This is a genomic window from Streptomyces sp. S6, assembly GCF_054880855.1.
Genome location: NZ_JBTYMC010000203.1, coordinates 1 through 12,440, shown reverse-complemented (window position 1 = coordinate 12,440; position 12,440 = coordinate 1). Strand labels below are relative to the sequence as shown.

Annotated in this window: 12 protein-coding genes and 1 pseudogene; 5 read left to right on the top strand and 8 right to left on the bottom strand. The window is 71.5% G+C overall.

The window, feature by feature from the left end; translation table 11 throughout:
• From ACVNF4_RS24375 to ACVNF4_RS24360, 4 genes are all read right to left on the bottom strand, one after another.
• On the bottom strand, window positions 1–306 hold a 306-nt coding region (locus ACVNF4_RS24375; RefSeq protein WP_461805011.1), incomplete at its 3' end, for an ATP-binding protein.
• Window positions 307–765: 459 nt separating this feature from the next.
• Window positions 766–1,653, bottom strand: coding sequence for an acyl-CoA dehydrogenase family protein (locus ACVNF4_RS24370; RefSeq protein WP_461805010.1), 888 nt, complete (start codon window positions 1,651–1,653; stop codon window positions 766–768).
• A gap of 5 nt (window positions 1,654–1,658) precedes the next feature.
• On the bottom strand, window positions 1,659–2,789 hold the full coding sequence (locus ACVNF4_RS24365; protein ID WP_461805009.1) for an acyl-CoA dehydrogenase family protein: 1,131 nt from the start codon (window positions 2,787–2,789) through the stop codon (window positions 1,659–1,661).
• A gap of 5 nt (window positions 2,790–2,794) precedes the next feature.
• The gene (locus tag ACVNF4_RS24360; RefSeq protein WP_461805008.1) at window positions 2,795–3,988 is read right to left on the bottom strand and encodes an amidohydrolase family protein; all 1,194 of its coding nucleotides are present in this window, start codon (window positions 3,986–3,988) and stop codon (window positions 2,795–2,797) included.
• 134 nt (window positions 3,989–4,122) lie between these two features.
• Between ACVNF4_RS24360 and ACVNF4_RS24355 the strand changes: the two genes are divergently transcribed.
• Complete coding sequence (locus tag ACVNF4_RS24355) at window positions 4,123–5,649, top strand: class I adenylate-forming enzyme family protein (protein WP_461805007.1); 1,527 nt, start codon at window positions 4,123–4,125, stop codon at window positions 5,647–5,649.
• A gap of 13 nt (window positions 5,650–5,662) precedes the next feature.
• Window positions 5,663–6,067 carry a hypothetical protein gene (locus ACVNF4_RS24350; RefSeq protein ID WP_461805006.1) on the top strand — a complete coding sequence of 135 codons (405 nt, stop codon included), beginning with the start codon at window positions 5,663–5,665 and terminating at the stop codon, window positions 6,065–6,067.
• A gap of 21 nt (window positions 6,068–6,088) precedes the next feature.
• On the opposite strand, the gene ACVNF4_RS24345 is transcribed toward ACVNF4_RS24350, so the two are convergent.
• Window positions 6,089–6,469, bottom strand: coding sequence for an STAS domain-containing protein (locus ACVNF4_RS24345; RefSeq protein WP_461805005.1), 381 nt, complete (start codon window positions 6,467–6,469; stop codon window positions 6,089–6,091).
• Window positions 6,470–6,871: 402 nt separating this feature from the next.
• Here ACVNF4_RS24345 and ACVNF4_RS24340 point away from each other — a divergent pair, with 402 nt between their 5' ends.
• Complete coding sequence (locus tag ACVNF4_RS24340) at window positions 6,872–7,447, top strand: RNA polymerase sigma factor (protein ID WP_461805004.1); 576 nt, start codon at window positions 6,872–6,874, stop codon at window positions 7,445–7,447.
• Window positions 7,444–8,793 carry a zf-HC2 domain-containing protein gene (locus ACVNF4_RS24335; protein ID WP_461805003.1) on the top strand — a complete coding sequence of 450 codons (1,350 nt, stop codon included), beginning with the start codon at window positions 7,444–7,446 and terminating at the stop codon, window positions 8,791–8,793. The genes ACVNF4_RS24340 and ACVNF4_RS24335 overlap by 4 nt, the downstream gene beginning before the upstream one ends.
• Before the next feature lie 147 nt (window positions 8,794–8,940).
• Here the strand turns inward: ACVNF4_RS24335 and purU are convergent, their stop codons facing one another.
• Together purU and ACVNF4_RS24325 are read right to left on the bottom strand one after the other, a co-directional pair.
• Window positions 8,941–9,819, bottom strand: a complete 879-nt coding sequence (gene purU, locus ACVNF4_RS24330) for a formyltetrahydrofolate deformylase (RefSeq protein WP_461805002.1) — start codon at window positions 9,817–9,819, stop codon at window positions 8,941–8,943.
• Window positions 9,820–10,043: 224 nt separating this feature from the next.
• Window positions 10,044–10,544, bottom strand: a complete 501-nt coding sequence (locus tag ACVNF4_RS24325) for an SCO4402 family protein (protein WP_461805001.1) — start codon at window positions 10,542–10,544, stop codon at window positions 10,044–10,046.
• A gap of 140 nt (window positions 10,545–10,684) precedes the next feature.
• On the opposite strand from ACVNF4_RS24325, the gene ACVNF4_RS24320 reads away from it, so the two are divergent.
• On the top strand, window positions 10,685–11,980 hold the full coding sequence (locus tag ACVNF4_RS24320) for an ABC transporter substrate-binding protein (RefSeq protein WP_461805000.1): 1,296 nt from the start codon (window positions 10,685–10,687) through the stop codon (window positions 11,978–11,980).
• Here ACVNF4_RS24320 and ACVNF4_RS24315 read toward each other — a convergent pair.
• Window positions 11,977–12,440, bottom strand: a pseudogene (locus ACVNF4_RS24315) (hypothetical protein); the annotation flags it as partial. The gene ACVNF4_RS24320 and the pseudogene ACVNF4_RS24315 overlap by 4 nt on opposite strands.

The following is a 12,440-nucleotide window of genomic DNA, read 5'->3' as shown; positions in this document are numbered from 1 at the left end:
GCCGCCGGTGGCGTCGTCGGTCGCGCAGCGGGGCACCGGGGCCCTCTCGCAGCCGTCGGCGACCTCCAGGCGCACCGTGGCCCCCTCGACCGCCTCGCAGGGCAGACAGAGGCTCAGGACGGCCGGCCGGCCCGTGTGGACGACGGCGTTGGTGACGAGTTCGGAGACGATCAGCGCGAGCGTCTCGGCGAGCGCGTCGTCGTCGCCCAGGGGTGACCCGGCGAGCCTCGCGCAGGCCCATCTGCGGGCCCGCCCCACCTCCGCGGGGTCGGGCCGGATCTCCAACTGCTCCTGAAGCACCTGCACCGCTCACACCATCCGAACCGGCGGACACATGACCGCGCGCCACGACGGCGACGTGCCCACCATGACGACGAGGGCCACGATCGTAGCCATTTTCCGCGTGACCCCCACAAGGGCCAGAGGCATCGTGACGGAACGTGAATCCCTTGCAGGACAGCCTGATTGACGTTCCGTCACCCGAACAAGCGCTTCGGGCATATTCCCGCGCGAAGGAGTACCCGTGCGGCATACTGTGCGACCCCCTTCGGACGGAGTCGAACAGGCAACACCGGGGCGGCTCACACCGGGAACCACGCGCATCCCCCGAAGGTACCGGAGCCGGTCGTCGACTCCGCACCGTGACGGGTCACGCGCTGGACACAACCCGGTAAATCGACGCTCTGTCACCATCCAGCGCCACGATCGGCGACATCCGCGCGGGACTTCGCCACACTCCTGACGTCCACGCAGGCCACAGACCCCTCACCCGGCCCTGGAGAGCAACTCCTGCGCGAGCAGCTCCTCACTCTCCGTCGCCCCTCCCGCACGCCTCGTGCGCACCCAGGCCCTCTTGAGCAACAGATGGACGTCCGCCTCCCAGGTGAACCCCATCCCGCCGAACACCTGGAGACAGTCCCGGGCGCCCTGCACGGCGGCCTCGTCGGCGAGCACACGCGCGCACGCGATGTCGGCCGCGTCCGCCGTGACCGACGCCGCGTACACCGCCGCGCGCGCGACCTCCGCGCGGACCAGCATGTCGGCGCACAGGTGCTGCACCGCCTGGAACGCCCCTATCGGACGCCCGAACTGCTCACGCACACGCGCGTGTTCAACGGCCAGCTCACACGCGCGCGTGGCCGTGCCGAGCTGCTCGGCGGCGGTGAGCAGGACGGCGACGGGGTCGGGGGCGTCCGTACGTACGGCCGCGCCGGGCACCCGGTGCAGCGGCGTGAGCGGATCCACCGAGCGCATCGGGACGGCCCCCGGAGCACCCTCCCCGATCACGACGTCCGCCTCACCCCACCACTCCACGATCCCCCCGTCCACGGCCGCGACGACACTCTCGCCCTCCGCCGCTCCCGGCACCGACCCGGCCGCGAGATGCGTCCCCACCAACGGCCCCGGCAACAACACCCGCCCGGCCTCCTCGAACACCAACACCGCCTCCGGCAACCCCAGTCCGACCCCGCCCTCCGCCTCGGGCAGCCGCAACGCGAAGAACCCGGCCTTCCCCAGCGCCCGCCACAACCCCCGGTCCAGCACCGGATGCGCGACGGCGTCCCGCAGCGCCTCGGCGCCGAAGTGCCGGGCAAGCACCTCACGCACGCCCGCGCGCAGGGCCCGCTGATCCTCGGTCAACTGAAAACGCACGGACCTCACCTCCCCTTCGGCAACCCCAGCACCCGCTCCGCCACGATCGTCCGCTGGATCTGCGACGTCCCCGCGGCGATCGTGTAGGACAGCGAGGACAGCCGGTCGAGGACCCACGGGTGGTCGAGGTCGAGGGCGGTGTCGCCCAGGATCTCGGCGGCGGTGTCGTAGAGCTGCTGGCGGGCGTGGGAGTAGCGGAGTTTGAAGACGGAGCCGCCGACGCCGGGGACGCCGTGTTCGGCGGCTTCGCTGACGTTCCACTGGACGAGCCGCCACAGGGCCCGGAACTCGGCCTCCAGGCGGCCCAGACGGCGCCGTAGGGCCGGATCGTCCCAGTGGCCGCCCGCCAGGGCCTCGCGGGCGAGTTCGGCCAGCACGCGGCGACAGGCGACGACCTCGCCGGCGAAGGCGGTGCCGCGCTCGAAGGAGAGCGTGACCAGGGTGACGCGCCAGCCGTCGTTCTCGGCGCCGATCCGGCACGCGACCGGCACGGGCACGTCGTCGAGGAACACCTCGGCGAACTCGGCGGACCCGGCGAGCGTGCGCAGCGGCCGGACGGTGATCCCGGGGGCGTCCATGGGCATCGCGAGCCAGGTGATGCCCCGGTGCTTGGGCGCGTCCGGGTCGGTGCGCACGAGGAGTTCGCACCAGTCGGCGACCTCCGCGTGGGACGTCCAGATCTTGGAGCCGGTCACCCGGTAGACGTCCCCGTCGCGCCACGCGCGCGTGCGCAGGGAGGCCAGGTCCGACCCGGCGTCCGGTTCGCTGAACCCCTGGCACCACACCTCCTCGCCCCGCAGGATCGGCTCCAGCCAGCGTTCCCGCTGGGCGTCCGTGCCCTCGGCGGCGATCGTCGGCCCCGCGTGCAGCAGGCCCACGAACCCGGCGCCCACATAGGGCGCCCCGGCCCGCTCGGTCTCCTCCAGGAAGATCAGCCGGACCGTCGGCGAGGCGTCCCAGTGCACGTGCGCGTACCCGGCGTCGTACAGCCGCCGCTGCCAGCCGAGGTCGTACGCGCGGCGGGCGGGCCAGTCGTCGGGGGACGGCTTCGGCGGCAGCAGGGGCAGCGTTTTCGTGAGCCACGCGCGCAGGCGCGCGCGGAACTCCTCCTCCTCGGGCGTGTACGCGAGGTCCACGCGGGCTACCTGTCGAGGTCCAGGTCGAGCATGCGGATCGCGTTGCCCCGCATCAGTTTGTAGGTCGTCTCCTCGTCGAGTCCCTCGACGTGCTCCAGGGCGACCTGTTTGGTGTGCGGGAACGTCGAGTCGACGTGCGGGTAGTCCGTCTCGAAGGTGGCGTTGTCCCGGCCGACGACGTCGAGTGAGGCCACTCCGTGCTTGTCGCGGAAGAAGCAGCAGAAGATCTGCCGGTAGTAGTACGTCGACGGCGGCTCCGGGATCAGATCGCGGACGCCGCCCCACGCGCGGTGCTCCTCCCAGACGTCGTCGGCGCGCTCCAGGGCGTACGGGATCCACCCCATCTGCCCCTCGGAGTAGGCCAGTTTGAGGCGCGGGAAGCGCACCAGGACGCCGCTGAAGAGGAAGTCCATCATCGAGGCCATCGCGTTGTTGAAGGACAGCGACGCCTGGACGGCCGGGGGCGCGTCCGGGGAGGCCGCCGGCATCTGGGAGGACGACCCGATGTGCATGTTGACGACCGTCCCGGTCTCCTCGCAGGCCGCGAAGAAGGGGTCCCAGTAGCCGGAGTGGATGGACGGCAGGCCCAGGTGGGTCGGGATCTCGGAGAACGTCACCGCGCGCACCCCGCGCGCGGCGTTGCGGTGGATCTCCGCGACGGCGAGGCCGATGTCCCACAGGGGGATCAGACACAGCGGGATCAGCCGTCCGCCGCTGCCGCCGCACCACTCCTCGACCATCCAGTCGTTGTAGGCGCGCACGCACGCGAGGGCGACCTCCTTGTCCTGCGCCTCCGCGAAGGTCTGCCCGCAAAAGCGCGGGAACGACGGGAAGCAGAGGCTGGCCTCGACGTGGTTGAGGTCCATGTCCTTCAGCCGCTCGACGGGGTCGTAGCAGCCGGGGCGCATCTCCGCGCGGGTGATGCCCTCCAGCGTCATGTCGTCCCGGTCGAAGCCGACGGCGGCGATGACGCGCTTGTAGGGGAACTTCAGCCCCTCGTAGATCCACCAGTCGGCGGGCGGCCCGTCCGGGTCCATCGTGATCTGGTACTTGCCGCCGATGTAGGCCAGTTCACCGATCCCGGCGGTCAGCGGCTGCGGCCCGCGCGCGCGGTACTTGGCCGGCAGCCAGGTCTCGAAGAGGTGCGCCGGCTCGATCACGTGGTCGTCGACGCTGACGATGCGCGGCAGCTCGCCCATGAGGCCCTCAACTCCCGATATCTGATGGACCGTCAGATCCTGTCGTCACCGCGCAGACTAGCCCCGTACCCCTGGACCGACAAGGCGCACACTCCTACGATCTGACGATCCGTCAGACAGTCAGGGGGCCAGAAGTGACCGACACAACCGGCACCGCACACGCCTTGAGCGAGTCCCGCACCCTCTGGGAACTCCTCGACCGCCGCGCCACCCTCACCCCCGACCGCCCGGTGTTCCTCCAGGAGGACCGCACGCTCACGTTCGGCGGACTGCGGGACGACGCCGAGCGGACGGCGGCCGGCCTGCACCGCATGGGCGTGCGCCCCGGCACGGTCGTCGCCTGGCAGCTCCCCACCCGGATCGAGACGGCCGTCCTCACCTTCGCCCTCGCCCGCCTCGGCGCCGTCCAGAGCCCCGTGATCCCCTTCTACCGCGACCGCGAGGTCGGCTTCGCCCTGCGCGAGTCCGGCGCCGAGTTCTTCGCCGTGCCGGGCGTCTGGCGGGGCTTCGACCACACCGCGATGGCCCGGCGGCTCGGCGCGAAAGGGGTCTTCGAGGCGTACGGCTCGCTGCCCGCCGGGGATCCGGCCGTGCTGCCGCCCCCGCCGCGGGAGGGTTACTCCGTTCGGTGGATCTACTGGACCTCGGGAACGACCTCGGACCCCAAGGGAGTTCTCCACACAGACCGTTCGCTCATCGCCGGCGGGGCCTGCCTCGCCCACGCACTGCACCTGTCGGAGACGGACGTGGGGTCGATGGCCTTCCCGTACGCCCACATCGCGGGGCCGGACTACACGGTGATGCTGCTGCTCTACGGCTTCCCCGCCGTGATGTTCGAGCGGTTCGCCCTCCCCGAGGCGCTCCCCGAGTTCCGGCGCCACGGCGTGACGCTGGCGGGCGGGTCGACGGCGTTCTACTCGATGTTCCTCGCGGAGCAGCGCAAGCGGCCGGGGCCGAAGGTGATCCCGACCCTGCGGCTCCTCGCGGGCGGCGGAGCGCCGAAACCTCCGGAGGTGTACCACGCGGTGGTACGGGAGATGGAGGTGCAGCTGACGCACGGCTACGGCATGACGGAGGTCCCGATGATCACGATGGGATCGCCGGACGACACGACGGAGAACCTGGCGACGACGGAAGGGAGGCCGCCGGAGGGGATGGAGATCAAGATCGTGGACGGCGAGGTCCGGCTGCGCGGCGAGGCCGTCTGCCAGGGGTACCTGGACCCCGCCCAGACCGCCGAGGCGTTCGGCGCGGACGGCTTCCTGCGCACCGGCGACCTCGGGCACGTCACCGGCAGCGGGCACCTCGTCCTCACCGGCCGCCTCAAGGACGTCATCATCCGCAAGGGCGAGAACGTCTCCGCGAAGGAGATCGAGGACCTCCTCGCCGCCCACCCCGGCATCGGCGAGGCCGCGGTGGTGGGACTGCCGGACGCGGAGCGCGGGGAGCTGGTGTGCGCGGTGGTGGAACCGGCGTCCCCGGGCGGCGAGTTGAGCCTGGCGGACATCGTCGCGTACCTCCGCGAACAGGGGCTCTCGGCGCACAAACTGCCGGAACGGCTGGAGGTGGTGGACGCGCTGCCGCGCAACGAGACGCTGCGGAAAGTCCTCAAGTACAAGCTGCGGGAACGGTATTCGGGCCCCCCGGAGAGCGCCGTGTGATCGACTGTCCGGCGTGGAGACGTTGACGGCGAGCCTCGTGGCAGTGCTGGGGACCCTGCTCGGTGCGGGGGTCACCCACCGGTTCCAGCTCCGGGCGGCCGAGCGCACGGAGCGCTTCACGCGCGAGGAACGGCTGCGGCAGGAGCGGATGGCCGCGTACGCCGCGTACGCGGGAGCGCTGGTGAACTACCGGCGGGTGGTGCTGGACCGCTGGTTCCGGCTGCACGCGGACAACCTGCCGGAGGAGTCCCACCGAGCCCGCCTGGAGGGGTACACCCTGCGCACGACGGCCCAGGAGACGCTGGAGCTGATCGACCAGCTGCACAAGGCCCCCGACCGGGTCGAGCTGGACGCACGCCGCGACGTCACCCGCGCGGCGGTGACGGCGTTCGTGACCGAGGCCGGACGGACTCTGTAGCGCCCGGCGTCCAGAAACCCCCTACGCCGACACCTGGCTCGGTTCGTCCTCCGTCGTCGCCTCGTCCAGCGTCCCGTACACGTCGAACAGCCGCCGCACGCCCAGCGCGCCGAAGACCTTGTTGACGTGGGCGTCGTGGCCGCCGCCCGCGGGGAGGACGAGGCGCAGGCGCCCGCCGCAGGAGCGCAGGAGGCGGCGGGCGGCGATGAGGACGCCGACACCGCTGGAGTCGCAGAAACGGACGCCGGAGAGGTCGAGGACGAGGAGGTGACGGCCCTCGGCCACCTCGTCGTGGACCCGCCGGCGCAGGCTGGTCGAGGTGACCAGGTCCAGTTCGCCCGCCACGTGGAGCACGGCCCAGCGACCACGCTCCTCACCGGTCACTTTGATCGCCACCACCACGCCCTTCGCTCGCCGGTACGGAAGCGGTCGTTCCCCGGAAGCGGTCCCTTCGCTTCCCCTCGCTCCCTGCACCGCGGCTGCCCACCGGCCGTTCCCCGAAACACCGGGACGGAAACGAGAACCGAAGGAATGAGGCTTGTTCCCATCGGATTCGACCCCGTTCGATTCACCCGACGGACGAGAAGTGATCTGATTCAGTCATGGCCTGATCAGATCAGGGCAGGGTAGGTGACGGACGGAAAGACGGCAGAAAGACGACGAGGGGGCGCGGGAGATCGGCGAGAAGGTCCCTTTATCACCTCGCGACGGGTCGGGGACGCACAATGCGACAAAGAAGCGTGCGTTGTCAGAGGGGCCGACTACATTCGAGGACACGGGCATACACAGGTGAGAGGGGGCCGCATGGCGAAGAAGGACGCACCGCCCCGCTGGGACCGCAAGATGCAGCAGCGGCTGGCGCGCGGCGAGGCGGCGGCGCTCGGCGAGCTGTACGACCGGTTCGCTTCACTTGTGCACGGCCTCGCCCACCGCGTGCTCGGAGACGAGCGCGGTGCCGACCGGATCACCCGCGAGGTGTTCACCCACGTGTGGGAGCACCCCGACGCCTACGACCCCAGACAGGGCCCGCTGCGCACCTGGATCGCCGGCCTCACCCACCGCCTCGCCGTCCAGCACCTGCGCGACACCGGCACCGCCGACCTCGCCCACGGCACCACCCCCGAGGACCTCGAACACCGCGTCCGGCACGCCTCGGTGGCCGCCCGCGCGGACTACATCGTCCAGTCCATGCCGGCCCCGCTGCGCACCGCCCTCGAACTGGCCTACTTCCAGCGCCGCGACTACCGCCAGACGGCCGCCGACCTCGGCGTCACGGAGGACGAGGCCCGCCGCCGCCTGCGCCTCGGCCTCCAACTGCTCTCCACGGCCCACGACAGCGCCGCACCCGGAGCCCCACCCGGCTACGGAGGTGCGGCATGAGCAGCGCCGACCGGCACGCCGAGGACCCCTTCGACGCCGAGGGCCCCTTCGACCCCGGCGAGTACCGCTCCCCCGGCCAGCCGCCACCCCGGATCCCGCTGCCGCGCGCCGCGCCGGAGGACGGCGGCGGGTATCCCGGGGGTGCCGCTGCCGGCATCGGGGCCGGGACCGTCGTCCGACAAGAAGGCGGGGGTGTCCCCGTGCCGCAGGAAGACGGGGACGTCCCCGTGCCGCCGACTCCTCTGGAGCACCCGGTGCTCAAGTCACTGCTGGGCGCGTGGGCGCTGGCGGCCTGTTCCGCCGAGGAGGCCGAGGCCGTCGAGGAACATCTCGGCGGGTGCGGGGTCTGCGCGGACGAGGCGCGGCGGCTGCGGGAGGCCGTCGGACTGCTCCAGCGGCCCGAGCCGCTCGACCTCGACCCCGGGTTGCGCACCCGCGTCCTCGCGAGCTGCCTCGAACGCCGCCCGCCGCGCATCCCCGTCCCCGACTGGGCCCTCCCCTACGACGCGGAGGCCGCCCGGCTCGACGCGCTGCTCCAGGACTTCGGCGACTCCGAGTGGCACGCGCCCGTGCGGCTGCGGTGGTTCGAGGGGGAGCGGCAGGAGAGCCGGCGGACGACCGTCGCCGGGGTCATCGCACACCTCCACGCCGTGGACGGGATGATCGCCGTCGCCCTCGGGCTCGACGACCCCCTCCAGGGCGAGGACGCCGGGAGCGGGCCCGTCCAGCGCACCGAGTTCTCCTGGCGGACGTCCCGCTTCCCGCACACCCGGACCGTGCGCGGCCCTTGGCGGGCGCAGGTCCACGACATCGTCCGGACCGCGTCCTTCACAGGCGGCTCCGCCGGGGGGCTCGGGGTGTCCTACGGCGCCTTCGAACTGCCCCTGCGGGACGCGCTGTTGGACCGGGCCTTCGAGTGCTGGGTCCATGCGGACGACATCGCGCAGGCGGTGGACTATCCCTACGATCCGCCCGCGCCGCGCCATCTGCGGGCGATGATCGAGCTCGCGGCCCGGCTGCTGCCGGGGGCGCTGGCCGAGCGGAGGCTCGCGGGGCTCGCGTCTCCCGGGCGCACCCGTCATCTCGTGCCCGCCGGGCATCCCGGGCGGAGTCTGCGGCTGGAGATCGAGGGGCTCGGTGGGGGCGAGTGGTTCATCCCGCTGGATTCGCCCGCGGCTGTGGGGTCCGCGGAGTACGAGGTCGCGCACATCGCGCTGGACGATGTGGAGTTCTGTCAGCTCGCCGCCGGGCACATCGCGCCTGAGGAGGCGGCTGCGGGGCAGGTGGGGGATCGGGAGGCGATCAGGGATGTGCTGTTCGCTGCGGCGGCGTTGAGCAGGATGTAGGGGGTGGTACGGGAGCGTGGGCGAGTGCGGGTTCGGGGGTGGCCGGGTGTCGCTCGCCCGCGCTGACGGGGTGCCGCTGCGCCCACCCGTGCCGCCCCTAGCGGCACGACTGCCCGCAGCTGGGTGGGTGCGGGTGGGCGGGGGCTACTAGGCGAACACAACCGTCCTGCGCCCGTTCAGCAGAATCCTCCGCTCCGCATGCCACTTCACCGCCCGCGCCAGCGCCTGGCACTCCACATCCCGCCCGATCGCGACGAGCTGGTCCGGCGTCACGTCGTGCCCCACCCGCTCGACCTCCTGCTCGATGATCGGCCCCTCGTCGAGGTCGGCGGTGACGTAGTGCGCGGTCGCCCCGATCAGCTTCACGCCCCGCGTGTGCGCCTGGTGGTACGGCTTCGCGCCCTTGAAGCTGGGGAGGAAGGAGTGGTGGATGTTGATGATCCGCCCGCTGAGCTGCTTGCAGAGGTCGTCGGAGAGGACCTGCATGTAGCGCGCGAGGACGACCAGCTCGACGTTCTCCTCGCGGACGATCTCCAGGAGCCGCGCCTCCGCGTCGGCCTTGGTGTCCTTCGTGACGGGGATGTGGTGGAAGGGGATGTCGTACGACCCCACCAGTTCCGCGAAGTCCGTGTGGTTGGAGACGACCGCCGCGATCTCGACGTGCAGGGCGCCGGTGCGGGCGCGGAAGAGGAGGTCGTTCAGGCAGTGGCCGAACTTGCTGACCATCAGGACGACGCGGGTCTTCTCGTCCGCCCGGTTGATCTGCCAGTCCATGTGGAACGAGTCACCGATCGCGGCGAAGCTGGCGCGGAGCTTGTCGGCGGTGAGGGGCGCTTCCGCGGAGAAATGGACGCGCATGAAGAACAGGCCCGTGTCGTGGTCCCCGAACTGCTGGCTGTCCTCGATGTTGCACCCGGTCATGAACAGGTAGCTGGACACCGCGTGGACGATGCCGGCCTTGTCGGGGCAGGAGAGGGTCAGGATGTACTGGGCCCGGGGGGCGGCGTCGGTGGGCTGCGCGTTCATGGGGGACAGGGTCCCATATGTGCGCCTGGGGGCTCGGGGGGTTCCAGTGGGTGGGCGGGTGCGGGTGCGTCGTGGCTGATCGCGTCCGCGCGGCGGAGCCGCATATCGACACAGCCCCGCGCCCCTGAAAAAGACGGCGCGCGCCGGTTTTTGTCTTTAGGGGCGCGGGGAACTGCGCGAACGGCCACGACGCACCCGCAGCCGCCGACGCAACACCACCACCCCTAAACCGCCCGCGTAACCATCCGCAAAACCTCCAACGTCTGCGGCACCCCCTCCGGATCCTCCCCGTCCGCGACAGCCATCCGCACATGCGCGTCCCGCGCCGCCCGCACCGCCTCCGGCCACCCGGTGTGCTGGAGGTACGCGGAGACGGGCGCGTCCGGCCCCACCTGGTGCATGATGCGCAGCACCCGCAGGACGGCCGTGTCGACGAGGGCCGCCTCCTGGGAGTCCCGGAAGATCGTGCCCACGTATTTCTCGGCGGACCAGTTGTCGAGCCAGGTGTCCTCGACGAGGCGGTACACGGCGTCGGTGACGTCGCCGTACCCCTCGACGCCGGCGAGCCAGACGTTCTGCTGGAAGGCGGGATCGGAGAGCATGTGCAGCGCGGAACGCACATTGCTGCGCCAGCGCCACCACGGCATGTCGTTGAGTGGCATGACGCCCATGGTGGATGAGCGACGGCCCCGACGGGAAGGGTTCTCCGGTCCTTGCAAGGTCATGAATCCTATGATCGCCGACACGTCCCCCCACCCGACCGGCCACCCCCACCCCTCCCCCTCCACGCAATTCACCTCCACGTCACCTTGCGTTGACCACCGGTCGCTCCCGAGTTGGGAATGTGACGGAAGCGTGTGTGCCCATGACCGGCAGGCGACGCACGCGCAGCTCCCTCCTCCCCAGGATCGGCCGCTTCACGAGGTCCGCGACCTTGCTGGCCGGCGCGTCACTCCTCGCCGGATGCGGAGTCATCCCCGGCACCACGGAGGGTGCCGGGGACGGTCCGGTCGTCGTGATGACGTGGGCACCGCAGGACACAGGCGCGACGAACAAGCCCGGCATGCCGGCGTTCGCCCAGGCGTACGCCCGCTGGATCAACGCCAACGGCGGTCTGGACGGCCGTACGCTGAAGGTCCTGACCTGCAACGACCACAACGACACCGTCGGCGCGGCGAAGTGCGCGCGCACCGCCGTCAAGGAGGGCGCGGTCGCCGTCGTCGGCTCGTACAGCCAGTACGCGAAGTCGTTCTTCCCGCCGCTGGAGGGCGCCGGCATCCCCTACATAGGCGGCTACGGCATCACCGAGAGCGAGTTCACGAGCCCCCTGTCGTACCCGGTGAACGGCGGTCAGCCCGCGCTGCTCGCGGGGCTCGGCGAGGAGCTGGCGAAGACCTGTGGACGGGTCGTGCTGGTGCGGCCCGACACGATCGCCGGGGACACCCAGCCGGTGATGCTGGACGCGGGCCTGGAGAGCGGGAGCCACCCGGGGTCGAAGGACCAGCTGGCCGCGGAGGACGCGGCGGAGTACTCGACGGCGGCGGAGGCGGCGTTGAAGGGGGCGAACGGCGGGGCGTCCGGGAAGAAGGGCTGCGTCGTCCCGGCCCTCGGCGACCGCACCAGCAACTTCATGGACTCCTTCCGCCGGGTCCGGGACGAGTACCCGCAGGTGCGCACCGCGTCCGTGCTCGGCAGCGTCGACCAGCCGGAGATCGACTCGACGGGCGGGGCCGGCGGTCCGTACGAGGGGTCGTACGTCACCGGCTGGTACCCCGTCGCGAGCGACCGGCGGTGGGACGGCATGAAGGAGATCATCAAGGAGGAGGCGTTCTCCGACACCCGGATCGAGGCGGAGGACACGGGTGTCCAGACGACGTACCTCGCGTTCACCGTGCTCCGGCAGGCCGTGGCGTCGCTGAAGGGCAAGAGCGTGACGGCCGACTCGCTGAAGGGCGCCCTCGACGGCGGCCTGAAGGTCGACACGGGTGGTCTGACCCCCACCCTGAACTGGGAGTTCTCCGGCCGTCTCGGTTCCGTCGGCTTCCCCCGCATGGTCAACGCGAACGTCACCCTCCAGGTCGTCCGCCAGGGCCGCCTGGTCGCCGCCCGCACGGACTTCGTGGACGTCACGAAGTCCCTCCAGGCGGCCAGCCTGCGTTAGAGCTGCGTCGGCTGCCGCTCCGTCAGCCCGTACTTCTTCGCGACGACGTTCCACAGCCCTGCGGCCTTGGCCTTCTGCTGGGTCGCGGTGCCGCTCTCCTTGTTGCCCTGTGCGGTCTCGGGCGTCGTCTTCGCCTGCCCCTTGCGGCAGCCCTTCTTGTCGCCGGCGACCTGGTCGGCCCAGGCGGCGTAGTGCTCGTCGGCGGCGGCGGACGCCTTCCACGCCTTGGTGAGGGCGGCGGTGAGGGCCTCGTGGTCGGGAAGCTCGTCGACGGTCAGCGCCGACAGCTTCGTCACCAGGCCGTTGCGCTGGCCTGCGGCGTCGCGCAGGTCGGACGCCGCCTTGCCGAGGTTGTCGCACGACTTGACGTCGGCGACCGCCTGGATCACCGCGGCCCGGCTGCTGCCGCTGTCCGCGAGGAGCTTGTCGAGCGCCTGCGCCTGCGCCTCGGCGCCGCCCC